This window comes from Plantactinospora sp. KLBMP9567, assembly GCF_033446045.1.
GTDB lineage: Bacteria > Actinomycetota > Actinomycetes > Mycobacteriales > Micromonosporaceae > Plantactinospora.
Map to the genome: position 1 here is coordinate 171,440 of NZ_JAWQRR010000021.1, position 23,370 is coordinate 194,809.

Below are 23,370 nucleotides of genomic sequence, written 5' to 3' on the forward strand. Positions count from 1 at the left end.
AGCCTCCGGCCGGTGGAACCGGTCCGCCCCGACCCTGATCCGCCCGGTGGCGCCGGCTGGCCGGCCGAACCGGCGCCCCCCCGCGCCGTCCCGGGTGGCACCGCCGGCGCGCAGGCCGAGGCGTACCCGGGGCGGCCGAGCCCGGCCCCGCAGCAGCGCGGCGGCGAGCACTCCGGTGCGCTGCCGATCGTCCGCGAGCCCGCCGAGCAGCCGGCTCGCCGAGCAGCCAGGCCGGCGGACCGGGACCCGGGTCCGGTCACCCCGAAGCAGCGGCGGAGCACGCCGAAGCCGGCCCGACCGCAACCGCTGACCAAACCCCAACGGGTACGCGCACCGAAGCTCCGCTTCGGCGACCGGGATCCCGCCGTCGAGCTGGCGATCACCGAGATCGCCGGTCACCTGACCTTCACCCCGAACACCGTTACCGCCTGGTACTGGCTGCCGGAGGTGCGCTGGGCGTTCCGGCCGGACGCCGAACGGGAGGCGCTACTCTCGGCCATCTCCGAGCAGTACGCCGGCCTCGCCGGCTTCCGGCTGCACCTGCGCCGGACCACCCGGCCGTTCCCGGCCGACGAGTGGGCCCGGACGATCGACCAGCACACCCCGCAGCCGCTGGCCACCGTGGCCGGCGCGCCGAGCTGGTCGGACCACCTGGTCGCCGCCCAGCGGCACCTGCTCTCGGTCAACCACGCCGAGGGGCAGACCTATCTCGGCGTCACCTTCGCCCGCCGGTCGCTCGGCAACTCGCTGGCCGAGCGGATCCTCCGGACCTTCGGCCGGGGCGTCGCCGACGGCGAGCGGCGCAAGCTGGGCCGGACCGTCGAGCAGTTCGACGAGGTACTCGGCGCGTTCGGCATGCGCGGGCGGCAGGTCAGCGCCGAGGAGCTGGAGTGGCTGATGTACCGCTCCGTGGCGCTCTGCATGGCCCCGCCCGGCCAGCTCTCGCCGGTCACCAACGGCCGCTGGGAACGCGGTGACCTGCTCGCCCTGACCGAGCAGGTGGAGCGCTACCGCACCCCGTACGGGTCGACGGTGAAGCTGGTCAACCGGGTGACCGGGGAGGAGCGGCACGTCGCCGTACTCGCGGTGGGCCGGATGGAGCCGCTGGAGATCCCGGAGCGGCACGAGCCGTGGCTGCACTTCCACGAGCGGCTGCCCTGGCCGATGGAGCTCTCCACCCGGGTCGACATCCTCGGTCCCGGCGACTCATTCCGCAACCTCGAACACCGGCTGCGGATGATCCGCTCCCAGCAGCTCGACTACGCCGAGCACGGCATCGACGCCCCGCCCGAGCTGGAGCGGCTGGCCAAGCGGGCCCTGGTGATCGGCGACGAGATGACCACCGGGCTGCCGGTGGACTCGGCCAGGGCGCACGGCTGGCACCGGATCGCGGTCGGCGGACGGACCCGGGAGGAGTGCCTGGAGCGGGCCCGTCGGCTGATCCAGCTCTACTCGCGAGAGCTTCGGATCTCGCTCCAGCATCCGAAGAACCAGGACTGGCTGGCCCGGGAGTTCATTCCCGGCGAACCGATCGCCAACACCGGCTACCTACGCCGGATGCCGGTCAACCTGCTCGCCGCCGCGCTGCCGCAGGCCGCCTCCACCGTCGGCGACCGGCGCGGCGACCTGATCGGGCGGACCGCCGGCACCTGCCGCCGGCCGGTCTTCCTCGACATGCACTTCCCGATGGAGGTACGCGAGCGCTCCGGCCTCGCCGTCTTCGTCGCCGAGCCGGGCGGTGGCAAGTCGACCCTGCTCGGCGCGCTCGGCTATCTGGCCGCCCGGCGCGGGGTGCAGGTGACCCTGCTCGACCCGTCCGGCCCGCTGGCCCGGCTCTGCGCGATGCCGGAGCTGCGTCCCTATTCCCGGGTGTTGAACCTGACCGGCTCCGAGCACGGCACCCTGGCGCCGTACGCGCTGATCCCGACCCCGCTGCGCAGCGAGTTCCCCACCGGCTCGGCCGGTGACCGGGAGTTCCAGATCGCGGTCTCCAACGCCCGAGCCGAGCGGCGGATGCTGGTGCAGGACATCTGCATGATGCTGGTACCCCCGCAGGTGGCCCGGGAGGCGTCCACCGCGACGCTGTTCCGGCACGCCGTACGCCAGGTGCCGGCCGAGGAGACCTCCACGCTGGACGACGTGGTGGCCTGCCTGGCCGGGCTGGAGGACGAGGGCCGGGAGCTGGCCAACCTGCTGCTGGACACCGCCGAGATGCCGCTCGCACTGCTCTTCTTCGGCCGGCCGCCGGAGGGACTGCTCGGCGCCGACGCCACGCTGACCGTGATCACGATGGCCGGGCTCCGGCTTCCCGACCTGAAGATCGAGCGGGAGTACTGGTCGGCCGAGGAGGCGCTGGCGCTGCCGATGCTGCACACCGCGCACCGGCTGGCGGTACGCCGCTGCTACGGCGGCGCGATGTCGTCGCGGAAGCTGGTCGGCCTGGACGAGGCGCACTTCATGGAGGGCTGGCGCTCCGGCCGGTCGTTCCTGGTCCGGCTGGCCCGGGACTCCCGGAAGTGGAACCTCGCCGCGCTGGTCTCCTCGCAGAACCCGAAGGACATCCTCGGGCTGGACGTGCAGAACCTGGTCTCCACCGTCTTCGTCGGACGGATCGCCGAGGACGTCGACATCGCCTCCGAGGCGCTGCGGCTGCTCCGGGTGCCGGTCAACGACGGTTACGAGGCGACCCTGGCGTCACTGTCGAACGTGGACTCCTCTTCGGCGGACCGGCTCGGTTTCCGGGAGTTCGTGATGCGCGACGTCGACGGCCGGGTGCAGAAGGTACGCGTCGACGTCTCGTACGTGCCCGGCCTGCTCGACCACCTGGACACCACCCCGGTCACGGCGAAGGCCGCCGCGACCAACCTGCCCTCCCCCGTCGCGGACCTGGAGGCTTGACCGATGAACCGTTTCCAACCGCCGTTCGCGGTCCGCGGTGGCCGCCGGCGCCCCGCCGTCGGAGTTGGAAAGGGTTCGACGAGGACCGGCGCCCGCCTCGCCGCCCTGCTGCTCGCGATCGGGGTGCTGGCGACCGCGACGCTGGTATGGCCGGTGCTCGGCGGCGCCGCGCCCGCCTCCGCCGCGCCGGTCCCGAGCCGGGCCAAGGTCGCGCTCTGCACCACTGCCGAGTGGGAGGCGAACTTCCGGGACTGCGTCGAGCGGCTCGCCGACGTCGGGCAGAACATCCGCGACTGCGTGAAGGCGCCCACCCCGAGCACCCCGGACCAGGGGCTGGGCGGCTGGTTCGCCACCCGGCCGGAGGCGAGCGGCAAGCCGGGTGTCAAAGGCATGTACACCGAGTACGGCAACGCCGGCTACAGCTACGAGACGTACGACGACACCGGCGGCTGCGCCTCGGACGTGATCGATCCGGGCAGCAAGGTGTTCAACAAGATCGCGGACGGCGAGATCCGGATCGCCGCCGCGATCATCGGCGCCTCGAACGCGCTGCGCGAGCGGGCCTGGGATCCGAGCACCATGTGGGACTGGGCCGATCCGCTGGTCGAGCAGGCCACCAAGGCGGTCTACGAGCGGGTCTTCAGCGTCTTCGGCATCATCACCCTCTGCGTGGTCGGCGTCTATCTGCTCTGGCGCTCCCGGCAGTCCGACATGAGCAACGCGATGACCACCGCCGGCTGGGCGGTGCTGGTGATGGTCGCGGTGACCGCGATCGCCGCCTGGCCGGTCCGGTCCGCCAACGTCGCCGACGGCACCCTGGTCACCACCCTGAACGTGGTGCACGAGGCGGTCGGCCCCCGGGACAAGAGCATCCCGGCCGACCGGTGCGGATCGCTCAGTCCCGCCGCCTGCAAGGACAACCGGCCGCCGGCGCTGCGGGCTGGCGACACCGCGACCGAGACCATGCTCTACCGCAACTGGCTGCGCGGCGCGCTCGGCTCCTCGGACAGCGAGACGGCCCGCAAGTACGGTCGGGCGCTCTACGACGCCAAGGCGTTCACCTGGGAGGAGGCCGCCCGGATCGCCGCCAACCCGGGCACCCGGGCAGCCGCTGTCGAGGCCAAGCAGGAACAGTGGATGAAGGTCGCCGAGCAGATCCATCAGGAGGACCCGGAGGCGTACGAGTACCTGCGCGGCGCCCGCGACTCGGATCGGATCGGCGCCGGGCTGATCGCCATCCTCGCCGCGATCCTCTTCGCGATGTTCGACCTGACCGCGTCGCTGCTGGTGCTGCTCGGTTTCCTGCTCTTCCGGTGGGCGGTGATCGCCGCCCCGGTGCTCGGCACGGTCGGGCTGCTCCGCCCGGCCAGTGCCGGGCTGCGCCGGCTGGGCAACGCTGTGGTGGCCGCCGTGTTCAACATCGCCATTTTCGGCACCGGCGCGGCGATCTATCTCTTCGCCGTCGACCTGGTGATGAGTACCCCCACCATTCCCGGCTGGCTCCAGGTGGTGCTGGTCTGGCTCTGCGGTGTGGTGGGCTGGCTGCTGCTGCGGCCGTACCGCCGGATCACCCAGCTCGGCGGCAAGGACAGCAGCGAGGTGATCGGATCGGCCAGCTCGTGGCACCGCCGGTTCTTCCGGGACGTCCGGTCGGCGTCCCGGCTGGAGAACGACTCGGACGACCGCACCGACGTCCGGGGCAAGGACCGCAGCGTGGTGATCCGGCAAACCAACCTACGCCCGGAGGCCCGGCACGAGGACCCGGCGCAGAGTGCCGTCGGCAGCCGCTCGGAGACCAGCACCGACCGGGGTACCGATCCGCCCGACACGCCCCCGGCTGGCGGGTCCGGTTCGCGACCGGGCCGGGGACGGCCGTCCCGGCGCCGGCCTGCGGAGTGGACCGAGCCCGACGTACCGGTGGAGAACCCCTCCTACGTGATCTACCGCCCCGATTCCGCACCCGCACCCGCGCCCGACCCGGCCCCCGCGCCGGCGCCCCGGATCCGCTCCGAGGCGAGGTGACCCGATGCGGCGGGCCGTCGAGTTCCTCTTCACCCGGCTCCTCCGGTCCCGGCTCGGGATCGCGGTCGTGATCGCCGTGGTGGTCCTCGGCATCGTCGGCGCGGCCCGGCTGGTCGCCGGGCCCGGCGACGACCGGCCCGGACTGATCGGCGGAACTCCCGGCCCGATCAGCGTCACCGACCCGGAGGCCGGCGACGACGGGCTGACCGTGACCACGGAGCCGTCGCCCCGGACCAGTCCCGGCGCGCCCGAGCCGGCACAGGTGGCCCGGTCGTTCACGACCGCCTGGCTCGACCACCGGGACGTGACCGCCGACGAGTGGCACGAGGGGTTGCGACCGCTCGTCACCGAGAACCTGGCCGAGCAGTTGACCGGCGTCGACCCGGCCACCGTGCCGGCCGACCGGATCACCGGCGAGCTGCTGGTCGTACCCCAGAACGACAGCCTGGTCGAGGCGGTCGTACCGGTGGACTCGGGCGAACTCCGGCTCGGCCTGGTGGCCCTGGAGGGCCGCTGGCGGGTCGACACGGTGGACTGGCAACGGCGCTGAGCGGGCGCGGGGAGGTGGGGTGGGGATGGCCGACCGTGGTCCGGCCCGACGGCCGGTACGCCGGGTCGCGCTGGCGACGGCACTGACCGGGGTACTCGCACTGCTCTGCTGCGTCGGAGGCACCGGTGCGTTCCTGGTGACCATGTTCGCCTCCGAGGAGGAGAACCTGGCGGCGGCCACCTTCGGCTGCGGCAACACCGAGCCGATCAAGATCGAAGGCGAGTTGCCGCTGGTCGGGCCGTACAAGACGAGCCAGATGCGGAACGCGGCGATCATCATCAAGGTCGGCCGGGAGATGGGCCTGCCGCCCCGGGCCTGGGTGATCGCGGTCGCCACCGCGATGCAGGAGTCCGGCCTGACCAACCTCGGTCACCTCGGCGACCGCAACGACCACGACTCGCTCGGGCTCTTCCAGCAGCGACCCAGCACCGGCTGGGGCACCCCGGAGCAGATCCGCAACCCGGAGTACGCGGCCCGGAAGTTCTACGAGAAGTTGAAGACCGTCCGGAACTGGCAGAAGCGCTCCCTCACCCGGGCCGCCCAGGCGGTGCAGGTCAGCGCCTTCCCGGACGCGTACGCCAAGCACGAGCCGCTGGCGACCGAGATCGTGAACGCGTTGACCGGTGGGGCAGCCCGGGCCGCCGGTACCGATCTCGGGCTCGGCTGCGCCGACGGGGCAGACATCGCCGCCTCGGGCTGGACCGCGCCGATCCCCGGTGCGGTCGGCTCCGGATTCCGTACCGCCAGCCGGCCGTCGCACAACGGCGTCGACATCGGCGCGGCGAAGTACACCACCCAGATCAGGGCGGCGGCCGCCGGCCGGGTACTCGTCTCCCGCTGCGACCCGGACCGGCGCGGCCGGTTGAGCTGCAACGTCGACGGCTTCCCAGGCAAGGGCGGCTGCGGCTGGTACGTCGACATCCTGCACGCGGGCAACGTGATCACCCGGTACTGCCATATGGTCAGCAGACCGATGGTTTCGAAGAACGACATGGTGGAGGCCGGGCAGGTGATCGGTCGGGTCGGATCGAGCGGCAACTCCTCGGGGCCGCATCTGCATTTCGAGGTGCACCTGCGCGGTGACCGGAGCAGGCACGGCGCCACCGACCCGGTGCCGTTCATGCGGGACCGGGGCGCACCGCTGACAGATGGCGGCTCTTGATGAGCCGGCGGAGCGACCCGTGAGCCATGATCCACTTCCCGATCCGTTCGCCGGCCAGCCCGACTGGGCTCCGGCGCCGCCCCGACCGATCGTGATCGCCCCCGCCGCGAACCGGGTGGACCTGCGCGGTCGCCGGCTGCTGGTCGGGCTGCCCGGACTCGGCTGGCGGGGCGACCTGCGGGCGGACGAGCGGGTGGTGCAGGGCAGCCGCACCTACGTGCCGGTACTGGCCGAGCACGAGTGGTACAGGGCGGAGGCCGAGCAGGTCGAGGTCTTCGCCCCGCTGGTGCCGGCGGAACGGGTCTGGGTGGAGACCCTCGGCGAGGTATCCGGGTGGGACGCCGGCACCCCGCCGGTCCCCCGACCGGCCCGGCAGGACGTGATCTCCCGGCTGGTGTCGCTGGACGCGCCGACGCACCGGGCACCGGTACCGGTGGTCGAGGCGGACGCGGTCGCCGGCCGCCGAGTGGTCCAGGTCGCCGACGCGATCGAGCGGCGCGACCTGCGCGCCGTCACCGAGGTCTACACCAGCAACGACGGGGACATCTGCGTACGGGTCACCGCCGAACTCGACTGGTATCGCTGGGCGTGGAGCGGCCGGCCGCCGACCACTCTGGAGGTCCCGGTGCACCTGCTCTGGATCGAGTGACCCCGCGAGCCCGGTCAGGTGACCGGGTTGGCCTCGCAGACCCGCCAGCCGTCGTCCTGCTCGGTGCCGAAACGCCACCGCTGGTGCTCGGTCTGCGAGAGGTTGTCCACCAGGTACGAGATCACCAGCTCCACCGAGACCTCGGCGCGCTCCCCCTGGGTGCGTACGTCCAGCGGCCCCCACTTGACCACGAAGGTGATCTGGAACTGCTTCTCCCGGGCGGCCAGGTCGGCGCGCAGCGCCCGCAGCGGGGCGAGGCCGGCGGAGTCGGCGCACTCGAACTGCTCGACCAGTATGTCGTTCTCGTCGACCAGGAAGGCCCGCAGGTAGTTGTCCACCACCACGTCCGGGGCGCTCCGGTCAGGTGCGGTGAACCGGTCGTAGGCGACGTAGGCGAACGCGGCGCCGGCCAGGCAGAAGAGTGCCAGTGCACCACCGACCACCGCCAGTACCAGACCAAGCCGCCGTCGAGGCGGCGCCGGTGGCGGCGCGACCGGCTCGGGAGCGGCCTGTCCGGGCGGGGTCCGTTGGGTGGGTACCCGGGACACCTGGGAATCGGCCGGGGGGTGCACTGATTCCACCCCCTGAGGCTAGCCGCTGGCGCCTCCGTACCCAATGGGCGCGAATTCCAGCTTGGTAACCAAAAGGGAGCAAGCGGTAACTACCCGCTATGTCCGCTATCTGTGCCACGACCATCCCCACAGGTCCGCGAAGTTGCCGCCGCGCTGGGATACCGTCTCAGACCAGGATGAGGGAGTTGGTGCGGTGGACACCTGGAGGGGATCGACCGGGCATGCCGCCACGCTGCGCTGGCGGGCCGCCGCCGGCACAGCGGCCGTACTGCACCGCCGGGCCGCCGCCACCACCGCCGCCGCGGCCACCGCCCTGGAGGCGATCCGGCCGATCCCCGCCGACCAGCGGGAGCAGCACGAACTCGCCGAACGGCTGCGCGCGGCGGCGAGCCAGCTCGCCCCGGGCTGGCTCGGCGCGCCGCTGGACGCCCAGTCCGAGGACGCCCCGCTCGGCGGCCCGGCCCAGCCGGCCTTCGTGCGGATCGGCACCGCCCAGCCGCTGGACGACGCCCGGTTTCCGGTGCTGGTGCCGCTGCTCGGCACCGGCCACCTCACCGTCGACGCGGACAGCCGGGATCCCCGGGTGGCCGGACTACTCCGGTCGGTACTCCTCCGGCTGCTCGCCGCCGCCCCGGCCGGCTCGCTGCTGGTGCGGGGCGTCGATGCCACCGCCGAGGGCCGGCTCTTCGCGCCGTTCGCGCCGCTTGCCGACGCCGGCCTGATGCCGCCGCCGGTCACCGACCGCACCGGCCTGCGGGCCGTGCTGGCCGAGGCCGAGCAGTGGGTACGCCCCACCCGCCCGGCCACCGCCCGCTACAACCGGCACGACCGAACCCTGCTGGTGGTGGTCGGCTCGCTGCCGGAGCTGACCGAGGCGAGCGACCTGGCCCGGATCGGCACGCTGGCCCGGGAGGGTCCCGAGGCGGGGCTGCACCTGATCGTGGCCGGCTGGCCACCGCCGCCGCTGACCGTCCAGACAAGTCAGGCACCGCTCTCCCGATCCACCATGATCGCCATGCGCAACCCGTACGCGCTGGTCGGCGATCCGCCCGGAGCCTCGTTCAGCGCCCCGGTGCCGCACCTGCCGGGCACCGGTCTCAACGCACCGGTCTTCCTCGACGAGTGCCCGCCGGCCCCGCTGCTGGACCGGGTCTGCCGGGACCTGGCCGCGCGGTTCCATGCCGACTACCGGCGTACCCTCGGCGACCTGCTGCCGGAGCCGGCGGACGGATTCTGGACCGAATCCGCGGCCGACGGACTGAGCACCCCGGTCGGGCACGACGGCGACCGGACCGTGCCGCTCGGCTTCGACGAGCGCACCCCGCACTGGCTGGTCGGCGGCCGGGGCGGTGCCGGCAAGAGCGCCTTCCTGGTCAACGTCCTCTACGGGCTCTGCACCCGCTACCACCCCGACGAGTTGGCGCTCTATCTGCTCGACTTCGCCGACGGGACGGCGTTCACCGAGTTCGTGCCGGTGCCGGCGGACGGGTCCGGCGGCACCGGGCCGGGCGGGCCGTGGCTGCCGCACGTCCGGGCCGTCGGGGTGCAGGCCGACCGGGAGTACGGCCTCGCGGTGCTCCGCGAACTCGACGCCGAACTGGACCGCCGTGGCGCGGCGGACCGGTACCCGGCAGCGGTGGGTCCGGATCACCCGGCCGGCGCGGTGCCGGTGCCCGCCCAGCGGTCCGAGGCCGACCGCCGCCCCACCTCCCGGATCCTCTGCGTGCTGGACGAGTACGCGCTGCTGCTGGCCGAGGAGGACGCGATCGGTACCGAGGCGCTGGCCCGGCTGGAGTCGGTGGCCCGGCGGGGGCGGGCGGCGGGCGTACACCTGATCCTGACCGGCCGACCGGCGCCGGCGCTGGCCGCGTTGCGCGCCCGGCGGGACTCGTTCCTCGGACAGTTCCCGGTCCGGGTGGCGCTGCCCGGCGGCGCGGACGTGCTGGAGCCGACGAACGACTCGGCGGCGGGGCTGCCGCTCGGCACGGCGGTGGTGAACACCGCCGGTGGGTTGGGCGGGCCGCGTGGCGCGACCCGGGGGCACGAACGGACGGTCCGGTTTCCCGATCCGCACGCCGACCAGGGGGCGCTCAGTGGGCTCCGGCACCGCCTCTGGGCAGACCGGCCGGCCGGAACACCCGCGCCGGCCGTCTTCACCGGTTACCTGACCCCCTCGCCACCCCGGGTCCCGGTCGACGAGCCGGACCCGGCCGTAGTAGGCGGGCCGGCGGCTGCACCCGTCGGGCTGCTGGTCGACGTTTCACCGCGCCCGGCGGAGCTGCCGCTCGACCGGGCGCCGGGCCGGCACCTCGCGGTCCTCGGGCCGGATCCGGCCGGTGCCGGGGTCGTGGCCGGCGCGGCCCGGAGACTTGCCGCGCGGCATCCCGCCGGCAGCGTCGAGTTCGTGATCGCCGCGCCCGGCCCCGACCCGGCGGCCGACGCGCTCGCCGCCGAGCTGGCCCGGCGACATCCGGTCGGCCGGGTGGACGCCGCCGGGCTGGACGCCGCGCTGGAGCTGGCCGGGCCCGGCTACCTGGTCGTGTTCGGGCTGGACGAGCTGGCAGCGGCCGACCTGCCGGCCGACCGGCTCCGGGCCCTGCTGCGCGACGGCCCGGCCCGGGGCGTACACCTGCTCGGCTGGTGGCGGGCGGTGGGCCCGTTCACCGACCTGGTCGCGGTACCGCCGGCGCCCGAACCGCCCGCGGATCCGGAGCCGGGCAGCGATGCCGGGACGGTCGACGCGGCTCCGTCCGGCATCGACGGGCTGCTCTTCCTCGACGTACCCGAGCCGGAGGTCACCCGGCTGCTCGGTCGGCCGGTTGGGTGGCACCCCCGCGCCGGCCGGGCACTGCTCTACGACCGCCGCACCGACCTGGCCAACCTGGTCGTCCCGTACGGCACACCGGACGGGGAGGGTACGCCGTGAGCGGAGACGCCTGGCAGGACTACCTGGCCGCCGCACAGCGGCTCGACGAGGTACGCCGGTCCGCGGCCACCGCCGCCGCCGAACAGGATCGGGGCGTGCACAGCGCCCGGGAGGAGCTGGCCGGGATACGGGCCCGGCTGGTGCCCCAGCAGTCCCGGCTGCGCGCGTTGGGCGTCGCCGAGGCCGACCTGGTGCCGTCCGAACGGGAGGTGGCGGCGGCCGGTCAGGCGATGGCCGGCGGCCCGCAGGCGGTGCTGGCGGCGCTGCGGGACGCCCGGGCGACCGCGGACGCGGCGGACGCCGCCACCCGGCTGCCCGGGGCCGGCCCGCTGCCCTGGACCCGGGTACTGCTCTACGGCGCACTCGTGACGGCGTTGCTGGGTCTGCTGGCCGTGCTCTGCCTCGCCGGCGTCTACCTGGCCGGGTGGCGCGGCTAGCGGGACGTGCACGCGCCCGCTGCTGTTCGTCGGGCTTCCGCCAAGGGCCGCAGTCGTCACGGAAATCGAACTGCCGGCCGGGGCGACGGGCGCATGCCGCTACCACCGGGACAGGTGTCGACCGGTCGCCGCGTCGCGCGGGGCGGACGGTCAGATGGCGCGGTTGGCGCTCAGGATCAGGGCCATCGCCTCGGCGCGGGACTTGGCGTCCCGTTGCAGCAGTCCGCGTACGGCCGAGGTGATGGTCCTGGCGCCGGCCTTCTGGATGCCGCGCATCGCCATGCACATGTGCTCGCACTCCAGCACCACGATCACGCCGCGCGGCTCCAGCCTGGTCATCAGCAGGTCAGCGATCTGCGAGGTCAGCCGCTCCTGCACCTGCGGCCGGCGGGCGTAGACCTCGACCAGCCGGGCCAGCTTGGAGAGCCCGGTGATCCGGCCGTTCTCGCCCGGGATGTAGCCGATGTGCGCCGAACCCCGGAACGGCAGCAGGTGGTGCTCGCAGAGGCTCATCACGTCGATGTCCCGGACGAGTATGAGTTCCTCGTGGTTGGCCTCGAAGGTGGTGCTGAGCACCTGGGCCGGGTCGACCCGCAGCCCGGCGAAGAGCTCGGCGTACGCCCGGGCCACCCGGGCCGGCGTCTGGCGCAGGCCGTCCCGGTCCGGGTCCTCGCCCACGGCGATCAGGATCTCCCGGACCGCCTTCTCGATCCGGGCCAGGTCGACGGCCTCCTCGACCGGCCCGCCGCCGAGCCTGCCGTTGACCAGCCGGGCGGCCAGGTAGTCCAGCTCGTCGTCGCCGTCCGGCTCGGTGGCGGACGCGGACAGGCCGCCGACGTTTCCGCCGGCGGCCTGATGGTGTGCTGCGCTCAGTGTGGGCCGTCCGAGTTCGGCGTGGTGTTGTTGGTGTTGCCCCCGACGGTCGCCTGCACGCCGTCGGCCTCGGCCTGCGCCTTGAGCTTCTCCTTCTCGGCCGGGGTGAGCACCGGCGGCTCGGTCGACGGCTGCCGCTTGCCGAACCCGTTGTACGGGGCCATCGGCGGCCGCTTGACCACCCGGGCGCAGATCCGCGCCATGTCGGCCGTGGAGAGGGTCTCCTTCTCGATCAGCTCCAGCACGAGGTTGTCCAGGACGTCCCGGTATTCCACCAGGATCTCCCAGGCCTCGTCGTGGGCCAGTTCGATCAGCGACCGCACCTCGGCGTCGATCTCGGCGGCCACCGCGTCGGAGTAGTCCCGCTCGTGGCCCATGTTGCGGCCGAGGAACGGCTCGTCGCCGCTGGTGCCGTACTTGATGGCGCCGAGCTTGCTGCTCATGCCGTACTGGGTGATCATCGCCCGGGCCAACGCGCTGGCCTTCACGATGTCGTCCGCGGCACCAGTGGTCGGCTCGTGGAACACCAGTTCCTCGGAGGCCCGGCCACCCAGGGCGTACGCCAGGGTGTCGATCATCTCGGCGCGGGTCTGGGTGTACTTGTCCTCGGTCGGCAGCACCAGGGTGTGCCCGAGGGAGCGGCTGCGGGAGAGGATCGTGACCTTGTGCACCGGGGCGGAGTGCGGCAGCGCCCAGGCGACCAGGGCGTGCCCGCCCTCGTGGTAGGCCGTGATCTTCTTTTCCTTGTCGCTCATCACCCGGGTCCGGCGCTGCGGGCCGGCGACCACCCGGTCGATCGACTCCTCCAGCGAGTCGTTGGAGATCGCCCGCTTGTCGCTGCGGGCGGTCAGCAGCGCCGACTCGTTGATCACGTTGGCCAGGTCGGCACCGGTGAAGCCCGGGGTACGCCGCGCCACCGCGTCGAGGTCGACGTCGGGCGAGAACGGCTTGCCCTTGGCGTGCACCCGCAGGATCGCCTTGCGGCCCTCCATGTCCGGGGTGTCGACCGCGATCTGCCGGTCGAACCGGCCGGGGCGCAGCAGCGCGGGGTCGAGGATGTCCGGCCGGTTGGTCGCGGCGATCAGGATCACGCCGCCCTTGGTGTCGAAGCCGTCCATCTCGACCAGGAGCTGGTTGAGCGTCTGCTCCCGCTCGTCGTGGCCGCCGCCCATGCCGGCGCCACGGTGCCGGCCGACCGCGTCGATCTCGTCGACGAAGACGATCGCCGGAGCGTTCGCCTTGGCCTGCTCGAAGAGGTCGCGGACCCGGCTGGCGCCGACACCGACGAACATCTCGACGAAGTCGGAGCCGGAGATGGAGTAGAACGGCACCCCGGCCTCGCCGGCCACGGCCCGGGCCAGCAGCGTCTTACCGGTACCGGGCGGGCCGAAGAGGAGCACGCCCTTGGGGATCTTGGCGCCGAGGGCCTGGTATTTCGCCGGGTTCTGCAGGAAATCCTTGATCTCGTGCAGCTCCTCGACGGCCTCCTCCGAGCCCGCGACGTCCGCGAAGGTGGTCTTCGGAGTGTCCTTGGTGATCATCTTGGCCTTGGACTTGCCGAAGTTGAGCACCCGGGAGCCGCCGCCCTGCATCTGCGACATGAAGAGCAGCAGCAGGATCACCAGGATGACGATCGGCAGCAGGTTGACCAGCAACGAGACGAAGAGATTGTCGCCGGAGACCTCGGTGTCGATCGGACCGCTGATCCGGCCGGCCGCCTTGGCGCCGGCCACCGAGTTCCAGACCTCGTCGCCCACCTCGTACGGGAACTGGGCCTGGATCTTGTCCGTATCGGTGTCACCGAACTTGGCCGCACTCTTCAGGTCGAGCTGGAGCGTCTGCTCCTTGTCCTGGAAGATGGCCTTCTCGATGTCGCCCTTGTTGAGCTGGTCGAGCACCACGTTGGTCTCGACCTTGTGATAGCTCGGGCCACCACTGAAGAATGAGCTGAGCGCTATCGCACCGATGATCACCAGGATGATCCAGACCACCGGGCGGCGGAAGAAACGCGTACGTTCCATGCTGTTGTCGGGCGCCGTAACGCCCGGACCCTCCTGATCGACGTCCTGATCGTCCTGGTTGCCTACTGCCGCCACCGGAGCGGCGGGCCGAAGCCGCCCCCTGCGAGCCGGCCTCGACGCCGGGCGCTTGGTACCGCGCCGCGGTCATTCGACGGTACACCGTGAACGCGAGGAGCGAGCCTGCGAGCCCTGGGGTAACAGGTCCGCTTCCGCCCGGTGCCGGGTGACCACGGACCAGTGCCGGACGCCTGGCCCCGTACGGCCCCATCTTTCGGGTCAAACTGGGCAGGAGGCCCGACGCGGGATGCTTCCGCGCCACCACCGCATACCGTAACCGCGTTTCCTGGGAGCGCGCTGTACGTCGACTCGATATTTCGGCGATGACATTCAGGATGGTCAGGGCGTACCGGACAACGATTCGGGTTGACGAACGGACGACCGGGCAGGGATCGGGCGGAACGGGGCCTCGATCAGGACCGGGCGTAGACCTCCGGCTTCAGTACACCGACGTAGGGCACCTCGCGGTAGCGCTCGCCGAAGTCCAGCCCGTAGCCGACCACGAACTCGCTCGGGATGTCGAAGCCGACGTACTTCACCGGCACCGAGACCTTGATCGCGTCCGGCTTGCGGAACAGCGCCACCACCTCGACGCTGGCCGCCGCCCGGGACTCCAGATAGCGCAGCAGCCAGGAGAGGGTGAGCCCGGAGTCGACGATGTCCTCCACCACCACCACGTGCCGGCCGGCGATGTCCCGGTCCAGGTCCTTGCGGATCCGCACGGTGCCGGAGGAGGTGGTGCCCTGCCCGTACGAGGAGAGGGCCATGAACTCCAGTTCGGCCGACGGCCCGTGCCGGCCGAGCGCCCGGGCGAAGTCGGCCATGAACATGATGGCGCCCTTGAGCACGCACACCAGCAGGATTCCGTCCTTGATGCCGGCGTAGTCCGCTGCCACCTGTTTGGCCAGTTCCGCGATCTTTTCCCGAATCTGCTCCTCCGAGATGATCACGTGGTCGATGTCGGCGTCGTACCAGGAGCCCTGAGCCATGCGCCTAGCCTGCCGTACGCCGGTTCGCGCCCGTCGCCGGGGCGGCACCTTCGCACGGTGCCCACCCCGGCTGGCCAGGCGCGGACTCTCCGACACGGTTCGTCAGCCACGGGGCGACGACCGCCAGCCCGCGTTGCTGGGCCGCCAGTCGGCCGAGTCACGGCTGTCGGCGGTGAGTCCCAGCATCGAGGCGAGGAGCAGGACGAGGAAGAAGAGCGGGACGAAGAGTTCCATGGCGGCGCGACCTCCGTTGGCTGCGGCCGGCCCGGGATCTCGGGCCTGGCCAGGTCTTTTGGTTCGCCGCCGGTGCGCACCGGCTGTTACGACTCAAGTCTGCGCCGCCGGGCGCCAACCGGACAGTGGCAGCTTTGCCATGCAGCATCGATTTTCTGCCACTTCTCCGCTAGCATCGATCCATGCTTCGCAACGTGGCCGTGATCGCCCTGGACCCGGTGGCCCCCTTCGAGCTGGGCGTGCTCTGCGAGGTCTTCGGGACCGACCGGGCCGCCGACGGCTTCCCCGGTTACCGCTTCGACGTCTGCACCCACGACGGCAGGCCCGTCCGCACCCGATCCGGCTTCGGGCTGACCCCGAGCGCCGACCTGACCCCGGTCGAGGACGCCGACCTGGTCGCCGTGCCGGCGGTGCACATCATCGGCGCCCCCATCCCGGAGACCGTGCTGGCGGCGCTGCGCCGGGCCGCCGACCGCGGGGCGTACGTGCTGAGTGTCTGCTCGGGCGCGTTCGTGCTGGCCGCCGCCGGCCTGCTGGACGGGCGCGAGTGCACCACCCACTGGAAGTACGCCGACCGGCTCGCCGAGATGTATCCGCTGGCCAAGGTGCGGTGCAACTCGCTCTACGTCCAGGACGGCAACCTGCTCACCGGCGCCGGTACGGCGGCCGGGATCGATGCCTGCCTGCACCTGGTCCGCCAGGAGCACGGCTCGGCGCTCGCCACCAAGCTGGCCCGGCGGATGGTGGTGCCACCGCATCGCGACGGCGGGCAGGCGCAGTACATCGAGGCACCGATCGCGCCCACCCCGGCGGCGCCCACCCTGGAGCCGGTGCTGGGCTGGCTGATCGAGCACCTCGACCGGCCGCTCACCGTCGACGACCTGGCCAACCGGGCGCACATGGCGCCCCGGACGTTCGCCCGGCGGTTCCGGGCCGAGACCGGCACCACACCGCACGACTGGATCACCAACCAGCGGGTGTTGCTGGCCCGGCGGCTGCTGGAGGAGACCGAGCTGAGCATCGAGGCGGTCGCCACCCGGGCCGGCTTCGGCGACGCGGCCACCCTGCGACACCACTTCGGCCGCCGGCTAGGCGCCACCCCACACGCCTACCGCTCGACCTTCCGGGGCCGCCTCCCCGCAACCACCCTCACCGCCTAACCCGTACGGCTCACCCGGAACGGGGAACATCACCGGGGCTGGGACCACAACAAGTTTCCCCGTTGCGATCGGCGGAGCCGCTGAGGCGGATCCGCGGGACGGGTGGGGGCGCGGGACGGGGCAGCTCGACAGTCTCGTGACAGCCAGCTCTCTCGCCGTCGGCAATGCGTCCCGCGGCAGTGCTCGCCGTCGGCAGTGCGCCGGCAGCTCAATAGCCGATCGCGCAACCGTCGGCCCGGGGCTCCGAGCCGGCCACGTAGCCGCCGTCGGGCAGCCGCCAGATCGCCTGGCCGTACCCGAAGGAGGACGGCTCCGGCTCGACGGCGATCTCGTGCCCCCGGGCGCGCAACCGCTCGACCACGTCCCGGGCCACCCCGTCGGCCAGGCCGGGCTCGACCAGCACCGACCGGCCGGCATGCCAGTACCAGCGCGGCCGGTCCAGCGCGGCCTGCGGGTCGAGCCCGTCGTCCAGGGTCGCGGAGATTACCTGCAGGTGCCCCTGCGGCTGCATGTGCCCGCCCATCACCCCGAACGGGCCCACCGGCTCGCCGTCCCGGGTGAGGAAGCCGGGGATGATGGTGTGGAACGGGCGCTTGCCCGGCGCCACCACGTTCGGGTGGGCCGGGTCGAGGCTGAACCCGGCACCCCGGTTCTGCAACCCGAAGCCGAGACCCGGCGGGACGACGTACGAGCCGAAGCCCAGGTAGTTGGACTGGATCAGGCTCACCATCATCCCGTCCCGGTCGGCGGCACAGAGATAGACGGTGCCGCCCCGGGCCGGGTCGCCGGGTGCCGGCGTGCCGGCCGTGTCGGTGACCAGCGCCCGGCGGGCGGCGGCGTACTCCGGGGTCAGCAGCTCGGCGGTCGGCACCTGCACCCGCTCCGCGTCGGCGACGTACGCGTGTGTGTCGGCGAAGCCGAGCTTGACCGCCTCGATCTGCCAGTGCAGGCGCTCGGTCGGGTCGAGGTCGGCCAGCTCCACCCCGTCCAGGATGTTCAGCGCGAGCAGCGCGGCCACGCCCTGCCCGTTCGGCGGCAGCTCCCACACCTCGTGCCCCCGGTAGCCGGCCCGGACCGGATCCACCCAGGTCGAGGCGTGCCCGGCCAGGTCGTCGCCGGTGAGCCGGCCGCCGGTCCGGGCCGCGTACCCGGCCAGCGTCTCGGCGATCCGGCCGGTGTAGAAGTCCGCCGCACCGGTCTCGGCGATCCGGCGCAACGTCCCGGCGGCGTCCGGGTTGCGCCACCGCTGCCCGGTCCGGGGCGCCCGTCCACCGTCGACGGTGAAGACCCGGCCCCACTCGGCGTACTCCTCGCCGACCAGCTCGGCGTGCACCTCGACCGACCGCGCCCAGCTCGCGGCGACCCGTGGCGAGACCGGGAAGCCGTGCTCGGCATAGCCGACCGCGTCGCCGAACAGTTCGGCGAAGGGCAGCCTGCCGAACCGCTCGTGCAGGTCCCGCCAGCCGGCCGGCGCCCCGGGTACGGTCACCGGCAGCCAGCCACGCGCCGGCATCGCCGGCCCGACCGCCTGTGCGCCGCCAAGGCCCGGGGTCGGCTCGGCACCCCGCCCACCGGTCGCGGCGAGCACCAGCTCCCGGGTCAGCCCGGCCGGGGACCGGCCGGAGGCGTTCAGCCCGTGCAGCCGCTCCCCGTCCCAGACGATCGCGAACAGGTCACCGCCGATGTCGTTGGAGCCGGGCTGCACCACCGTGAGGGTGATCGCGGTGGCGAGCGCGGCGTCGACGGCGTTGCCGCCCCTGCTGAGTACGGCCAGTCCGGCGGCGGCGGCGAGCGGCTGGCTGGTGGCGACGGCACCGTGCGGCGCGAAGAGCGGCTGTCGGGGGGAAGACATCCCCCATGTCTACTCCGCGATCAGCATCCCGCCGCGCCGGGTCGCCCGGATGCCGCCGGGCAGATGTGTCGCGCCCTGGCCGTGCCACGCGGTGACCAGCGCGTTCAGCGCCGCGATGTGCCGGTACGACAGCGCGGCCGGCGCCGCACCGAGTTCACGGCACCAGAGGTGCAGCACCCGGGTACGCACCGCCGGCGGCATCCCGGCCAGCACCGGTACGGCCAGCCCGCCGGCCGCGGCACCCGCCACCACCGGCCCGCCCGAAGAGACCGGCCCGCCCGAGGAGACCGGCCCGGCCGGCGGAATCCGGGCCTCGGCGTAACCCGCCCGGGCCAGCTCGTCCAGCGCGGCGCCGTCCTCGGCAGCCAGCCGGGCGGTCCGGGCCAGGTTGTCCAGCACCCCGGGACCGAGCGCCCGGACCAGCACCGGCAGCACGTCGGCCCGGACCCGGGCCCGGGCGTACCGGTCGTCGGTGTTGTGCGGGTCCTCCCACGGGGTCAGCCCGAACAGCGCGCACGCCTTGCGGGTCTGCTCGCGGGTGATCTCCAGCAGTGGACGGGCCAGCGTCACCCCGGCGTACTCCCGGCTGGCCGGCATTCCGGCGAGCCCGCGCGGGCCGGCGCCCCGGGCCAGCGCGAGCAGCACGGTCTCGGCCTGGTCGTCACGGGTGTGCCCGAGCAGCACGGTGCTGGCGTCGTGCCGCCGGGCGGCCTCGACCAGGGCCCGGTAGCGCGCCTCCCGGGCCGCCGCCTCCGGCCCGCCCGGCCGGCCGGCGACCTGGACGGTCGCCACCTCGATCGGCGCGAACCCCTGCCCGCCGGCCCACTGCGCGACGTCGGCGGCTCGGCGTGCCGAGCCATCCTGGAGGCCGTGGTCGACGGTGACCAGCCCGGCCGGCACGCCCAGCCGGGGCGCGACGAAGGCGGTGCCGGCGGCCAGCGCCAGCGAGTCGGCGCCGCCCGAGCAGGCGACCAGGACCGGCCGGTTCCGGGGTACGCCGTGCAGCGCACGCCGGATGGCGACCCGGATCGCCGCGACCGGCGGCGGCAGGGCGGCCACGACGGGTCAGCCGGTGGCGGCGACCGGGCCGACCGGGCCGTGTACCCGGGCCACCCAGGCGTCCGGGTCGGAGAGCTCCTCCAGCCGGGGCAGGGTCAACGGAGAGCTGAAGATCCGATTGAAGCCCTCCATGCCGACCCGGTCCACCACGCCGTGCACGAACTTGCGGCCCTCGGCGTACTGGCGCATCTTGACGTCGACGCCGAGCAGCTTGCGGATCGCCTTCTCCAGCGGGTTGCCGGACTCGCGGCGCCGGTTGAACTTGGCCCGGATCGACTCGACGCTCGGGATGACCTCCGGCCCGACGCCGTCCATCACGAACTCCGCGTGCCCCTCCAGCAGGGTCATCAGCGCGGTCAGCCGGTCGAGTACGGCCCGCTGGCCGGGCGTCTGCACGATGTCCAGCACGCTGGCCCGGCTCTCCGGATTGCGGATCGAGTCGGAGAGGGTGCCCACGCCCCGGCGGATCCGGTCGAGGAAGTTGTCGCCGCCGGCCTGGGAGGCGTCGACGAACGCCTGCACCTCGCCGAGGAAGTGCCCGCGCATCCACGGCACGGCGGTGAACTGGGTGCGGTGGGTCACCTCGTGCAGGCAGACCCAGAGCCGGAAGTCCCGGGGATCCGCCTGCAACTTCCGCTCGACCTCGACGATGTTCGGCGCGACCAGCAGCAGTTGGCCGGGATCGGCGGAGAAGACCTCGTACTGGCCGAGGACCCGGCCGGAGAGATAGGCCAGCACCGTGCCGGCCTGCACCCCGGTCAGCCGGGAGCCGATCGTGTCGGTGATCACCCCCGGCGGCTTGTCCCCGGAGAGGCGGGTGATCAACGGGGTGATCACCTCACGCAGCCCGGCGATGTTGGTCGCCGCCCAGTCCCGCCGGTCCACCACCCGCACCGGCGGATGGGCCACCTGCGAGCGCAGCCCGGTGTACGCCAGGACGTGACCGGCCGCCTCGTCGGTCAGCCGGCGCAGCTCGGACACCACCTCGGTCGCCTCGTCGTACGAGACCCGCGGTCCCGACTTTCCCAACGCCCCAGCGGTGGCGGCGGCCAGATCCCAGTCCACGAACTGCGCCATACCACCACCGTACCCGGGTGCTCACACCCCAACCCGACCTCTCGGGTCAGCGGCAGCCGCACCGGGCCAGGGTGGTGGCGATCCGGTCCAGCTCCGGCTGCGCCTCGTCCTGCCCCACCGGCACCTTGTTCGCGAGTACGGCGAAGGCCAGCAGCCGGCCGTCGGCGGTGGTCACCACACCGGAGATCGCGTGCACCCCGCTCAGCGTGCCGGTCTTGGCCCGCACCACCCCCGCCCCGGCCGTGGTCGCCCTCGGGCCGGACCGGTCGAACCGGTCGCTGAGCGTGCCCGACCAGGCCGCCACCGGCAGCCCCGGGAAGAGGTCGGCGAGTTCCGGGCGGGTCCGCTTGGCGGCCATCGTCAGCACGTCGGTCAGCAGGCTCGGGGTGACCCGGTTGGCCCGGGACAGCCCGCTGCCGTCGGCGAGTGAACTCTCCGCCGCCGGCAGCCCCAGCTCGGCGACCATCTCGTCGACCGCCTCGGCCGCGCCGACGAACGAGGCCGGCTTGTCCCGGCTCAGCGCGACCTGCCGGGCCAGCGCCTCGGCCACCACGTTGTCGCTCTCCCGGAGCATGAACTCGACCAGCCTGATCATCGGCGGCGAGGAGACCCGGCCCAGTTCGGTGCCGGCGCTGGGGATGCCGGGGCTGGCGCTGGTCGCCGCGGCCGGTGCGGTCGCGGCCGCGGCCGGTGCCTGGCCGATCACCACCGCCGAGTTCGGCAGCCCGAGCAGCTTGGCGAAGGCCCGCCCGGCGGCCTCGTCGGGCTTGGCGTACCGCTCCTGGCCCCGGCCCTTGTCCTGCGGGTCCTTCCGCGCACCGTCGGTCATCAGGGCGGTGATCACCGCACCGAACCCGCCGGTGGGGATGTCCGAGTCCCAGGCCGGTTCGACGACCGGGCCGGGAAAGAGGGTGCCGTCGACGATCACCTTCGTCGGCGCGGTACCGCCGAGCGCCTTCTTCACCTGCGCGGCGAGCCGGTCGAGCCGCCCGGCGCCCGGGTACCAGCCGGAGGCGTTCACCGCCAGCGTCGGGTCACCCGCACCGATGATCACCACCTCGCCCGGGTTCGGCCCGGCCACCACCCGGGTGGCGATCCGGTACGCCGGGCCACGGGCCGCGAGTACGGCAGCCGCGGTGACCAGCTTGGTGGTCGACGCCGGGATGGTCGGGGTGTCCTGGCCGTTCTCGTACAGCGCCTGCCCGGTGACCGCGTCGACCACGGAGATGTTCACCTCCTTGCCGAGCGGGGACGAGGTGACCAACGGGCTCAGCGCGGCCCGTACGCCCGCCGGGGTGGGTGCCGGAGCGTTCGCCCCGGCGGCGGCCAGTACGGGTGGTGGCGGCGGTTCGGTCGGGTCGAGCGCGCCGGGGGTGGCCCGGTCGTCCCCGCCCAGCCAGCCGTCCACCGGACCGGGGCGGACCACGGCCACCCCGGCGACCGCGAGCGCGAGCACCAGGACGGTCGCGAGGACTCCGAGCAGCCTGCCCCGGCTCCGCGGTCCGGCCGGCGGTACCCCACCGGGCACCGCCCCGCCGACGGTCACCCCCGGCGGCGGGCTGCCCGGCGGCGGCGTACCCGGCGGGAGCGTGCCGTTGCCGGAAGCCGGCGTGCCCGGCGCGTCGGCGCCCGATCGCCCGGGCCAGGCCGGCGGCGCGGGCCGGTCGGACCAGGCCGGCGGCGCGGGCCGGTCGGACCAGGCGGAGGGGTCCGTCGGAGCCTTCCCCGGCCCGCCGGGCGGCACGGGCACGGCCTGCCCCGACCACCCGGCCGCGCCGGCCGGTGGCACGGGCACGGCCTGCCCCGACGAGCCGGGCGCGACACCGGACGGCGGAATCGGCACGCTCTGCCCGGACCAGCCGGTGGCGCCGGGCAGAGGATTCGGGGTGTTTGACGGCGGGATGGGCAGATTGGTCGGCAGCGGCACGGCGGCCCGGCCACGGACCGGGCCAGACCCGGCGGGCGGCTGCGGCCCGCTGGCGCCCGGCACCACCACGCGGCCCTGTGCCGGGTGCTCCGGCGGGTTCTCTCCGGTCAGGCCCGAGTGTGAATCTTCACTCCCCACCGGCCCCTCCTCCCCGTCGAATTCTGCCTAGGCGACACTACTTTGGTCCGAACACCGCACCGGGGCCGGCGCCGCAAGGTGAATCGCGAGATCACCCGCGCAGGTGCCGACCGTTGTGGTTCCGTTGGCCAGCGCCGGCAAACGAGGGAGCGTGTGAGATGGATTTCGACGTCACGGTTGAGATCCCCAAGGGTCACCGCAACAAGTACGAGGTGGACCACGCGACCGGCCGGATCCGGCTGGACCGGACCCTCTTCACGTCGACCCAGTACCCGGCGGACTACGGTTTCATCGAAGGCACCCTGGGTGAGGACGGCGACCCACTCGACGCTCTGGTGCTGGTACCCGAACCCACGTTTCCAGGTTGCCTCATCCGGTGTCGGACGATCGGCATGTTCCGGATGACGGACGAGAAGGGCGGCGACGACAAGGTCCTCTGCGTGCCGTACGAGGACCCGCGCCAGGAGCACCTGCGGGACATCCACCACCTCGGCGAGTTCGACCGGCTGGAGATCCAGCACTTCTTCGAGGTGTACAAGGACCTGGAACCAGGCAAATCGGTCGAGGGCGCCACCTGGGTCGGTCGGACCGAGGCGGAGGCGGAGATCCGGACGTCCTTCCGCCGGCACCAGGAAGCGGTCGAACGGGGCGAGTCGCCGCACTGAACTCCGGCGGCACAGCAACCGGCCGGTGGCACCCGTCAGGGGCCACCGGCTGATTTCGTCGGTCATGACGGTCCGGCCACCGCCGGGACCGGGCTCGGGTCA

Annotated in this window: 16 protein-coding genes and 3 pseudogenes; 9 read left to right on the top strand and 10 right to left on the bottom strand. The window is 73.2% G+C overall.

Annotated elements, in window-relative coordinates; translation table 11 throughout:
- Positions 1–76: 76 nt before the first annotated feature.
- The 5 genes and pseudogenes from R6Y94_RS17035 to R6Y94_RS17055 form a co-directional block, all read left to right on the top strand.
- Positions 77–2,898 (top strand): annotated as a pseudogene (locus tag R6Y94_RS17035) (ATP-binding protein); the annotation flags it as partial.
- A gap of 3 nt (positions 2,899–2,901) precedes the next feature.
- Positions 2,902–4,920: an MFS transporter gene (locus tag R6Y94_RS17040; RefSeq protein WP_318396840.1), complete on the top strand. Its 2,019-nt coding sequence runs from the start codon at positions 2,902–2,904 to the stop codon at positions 4,918–4,920.
- A 4-nt stretch (positions 4,921–4,924) separates the two neighbouring features.
- Positions 4,925–5,470 (top strand): hypothetical protein, encoded by a 546-nt coding sequence (locus R6Y94_RS17045; protein WP_318396841.1) that lies wholly within the window; start codon positions 4,925–4,927, stop codon positions 5,468–5,470.
- Positions 5,471–5,495: 25 nt separating this feature from the next.
- On the top strand, positions 5,496–6,632 hold the full coding sequence (locus R6Y94_RS17050) for a peptidoglycan DD-metalloendopeptidase family protein (RefSeq protein ID WP_318396842.1): 1,137 nt from the start codon (positions 5,496–5,498) through the stop codon (positions 6,630–6,632).
- Positions 6,619–7,281 (top strand): hypothetical protein, encoded by a 663-nt coding sequence (locus tag R6Y94_RS17055; RefSeq protein ID WP_318396843.1) that lies wholly within the window; start codon positions 6,619–6,621, stop codon positions 7,279–7,281. Before R6Y94_RS17050 ends, R6Y94_RS17055 begins: the two co-directional genes overlap by 14 nt.
- A 14-nt stretch (positions 7,282–7,295) precedes the next feature.
- On the opposite strand, the gene R6Y94_RS17060 is transcribed toward R6Y94_RS17055, so the two are convergent.
- Positions 7,296–7,853, bottom strand: coding sequence for a hypothetical protein (locus tag R6Y94_RS17060; RefSeq protein WP_412102791.1), 558 nt, complete (start codon positions 7,851–7,853; stop codon positions 7,296–7,298).
- Positions 7,854–8,085: 232 nt separating this feature from the next.
- Between R6Y94_RS17060 and R6Y94_RS17065 the strand changes: the two genes are divergently transcribed.
- Together R6Y94_RS17065 and R6Y94_RS17070 are read left to right on the top strand one after the other, a co-directional pair.
- Positions 8,086–10,779 (top strand): FtsK/SpoIIIE domain-containing protein, encoded by a 2,694-nt coding sequence (locus R6Y94_RS17065; protein WP_318396957.1) that lies wholly within the window; start codon positions 8,086–8,088, stop codon positions 10,777–10,779.
- Positions 10,776–11,216 (top strand): hypothetical protein, encoded by a 441-nt coding sequence (locus tag R6Y94_RS17070; protein ID WP_318396845.1) that lies wholly within the window; start codon positions 10,776–10,778, stop codon positions 11,214–11,216. Before R6Y94_RS17065 ends, R6Y94_RS17070 begins: the two co-directional genes overlap by 4 nt.
- A 150-nt stretch (positions 11,217–11,366) precedes the next feature.
- Here R6Y94_RS17070 and folE read toward each other — a convergent pair whose 3' ends face one another.
- The 4 genes from folE to R6Y94_RS17090 form a co-directional block, all read right to left on the bottom strand.
- Positions 11,367–12,044 (bottom strand): GTP cyclohydrolase I FolE, encoded by a 678-nt coding sequence (gene folE, locus R6Y94_RS17075; RefSeq protein WP_318396958.1) that lies wholly within the window; start codon positions 12,042–12,044, stop codon positions 11,367–11,369.
- Positions 12,045–12,085: 41 nt separating this feature from the next.
- Positions 12,086–14,110 (bottom strand): ATP-dependent zinc metalloprotease FtsH, encoded by a 2,025-nt coding sequence (ftsH, locus tag R6Y94_RS17080; protein ID WP_318396846.1) that lies wholly within the window; start codon positions 14,108–14,110, stop codon positions 12,086–12,088.
- Between the two features lie 470 nt (positions 14,111–14,580).
- Positions 14,581–15,156 carry a hypoxanthine phosphoribosyltransferase gene (gene hpt, locus R6Y94_RS17085; protein ID WP_318396847.1) on the bottom strand — a complete coding sequence of 192 codons (576 nt, stop codon included), beginning with the start codon at positions 15,154–15,156 and terminating at the stop codon, positions 14,581–14,583.
- 102 nt (positions 15,157–15,258) lie between these two features.
- Complete coding sequence (locus R6Y94_RS17090; protein ID WP_318396848.1) at positions 15,259–15,390, bottom strand: hypothetical protein; 132 nt, start codon at positions 15,388–15,390, stop codon at positions 15,259–15,261.
- 182 nt (positions 15,391–15,572) lie between these two features.
- On the opposite strand from R6Y94_RS17090, the gene R6Y94_RS17095 reads away from it, so the two are divergent.
- Entirely contained in the window at positions 15,573–16,550 is a 978-nt protein-coding gene (locus R6Y94_RS17095; protein ID WP_318396849.1) for a GlxA family transcriptional regulator, read from the top strand.
- A gap of 208 nt (positions 16,551–16,758) precedes the next feature.
- Here the strand turns inward: R6Y94_RS17095 and R6Y94_RS17100 are convergent, their stop codons facing one another.
- The 5 genes and pseudogenes from R6Y94_RS17100 to dacB form a co-directional block, all read right to left on the bottom strand.
- Positions 16,759–18,402, bottom strand: coding sequence for a gamma-glutamyltransferase family protein (locus tag R6Y94_RS17100; protein ID WP_318396850.1), 1,644 nt, complete (start codon positions 18,400–18,402; stop codon positions 16,759–16,761).
- A gap of 9 nt (positions 18,403–18,411) precedes the next feature.
- Positions 18,412–18,633, bottom strand: a pseudogene (locus tag R6Y94_RS45150) (TilS substrate-binding domain-containing protein); the annotation flags it as partial.
- 98 nt (positions 18,634–18,731) lie between these two features.
- Positions 18,732–19,461 (bottom strand): annotated as a pseudogene (gene tilS, locus R6Y94_RS17105) (tRNA lysidine(34) synthetase TilS); the annotation flags it as partial.
- Positions 19,462–19,467: 6 nt separating this feature from the next.
- Positions 19,468–20,538 (bottom strand): zinc-dependent metalloprotease, encoded by a 1,071-nt coding sequence (locus R6Y94_RS17110; RefSeq protein WP_318396852.1) that lies wholly within the window; start codon positions 20,536–20,538, stop codon positions 19,468–19,470.
- Positions 20,539–20,584: 46 nt separating this feature from the next.
- Positions 20,585–22,066 (bottom strand): D-alanyl-D-alanine carboxypeptidase/D-alanyl-D-alanine-endopeptidase, encoded by a 1,482-nt coding sequence (dacB, locus tag R6Y94_RS17115; protein WP_318396959.1) that lies wholly within the window; start codon positions 22,064–22,066, stop codon positions 20,585–20,587.
- A 695-nt stretch (positions 22,067–22,761) separates the two neighbouring features.
- On the opposite strand from dacB, the gene R6Y94_RS17120 reads away from it, so the two are divergent.
- Positions 22,762–23,268, top strand: coding sequence for an inorganic diphosphatase (locus tag R6Y94_RS17120; RefSeq protein ID WP_107257365.1), 507 nt, complete (start codon positions 22,762–22,764; stop codon positions 23,266–23,268).
- Positions 23,269–23,370 lie beyond the last annotated feature (102 nt).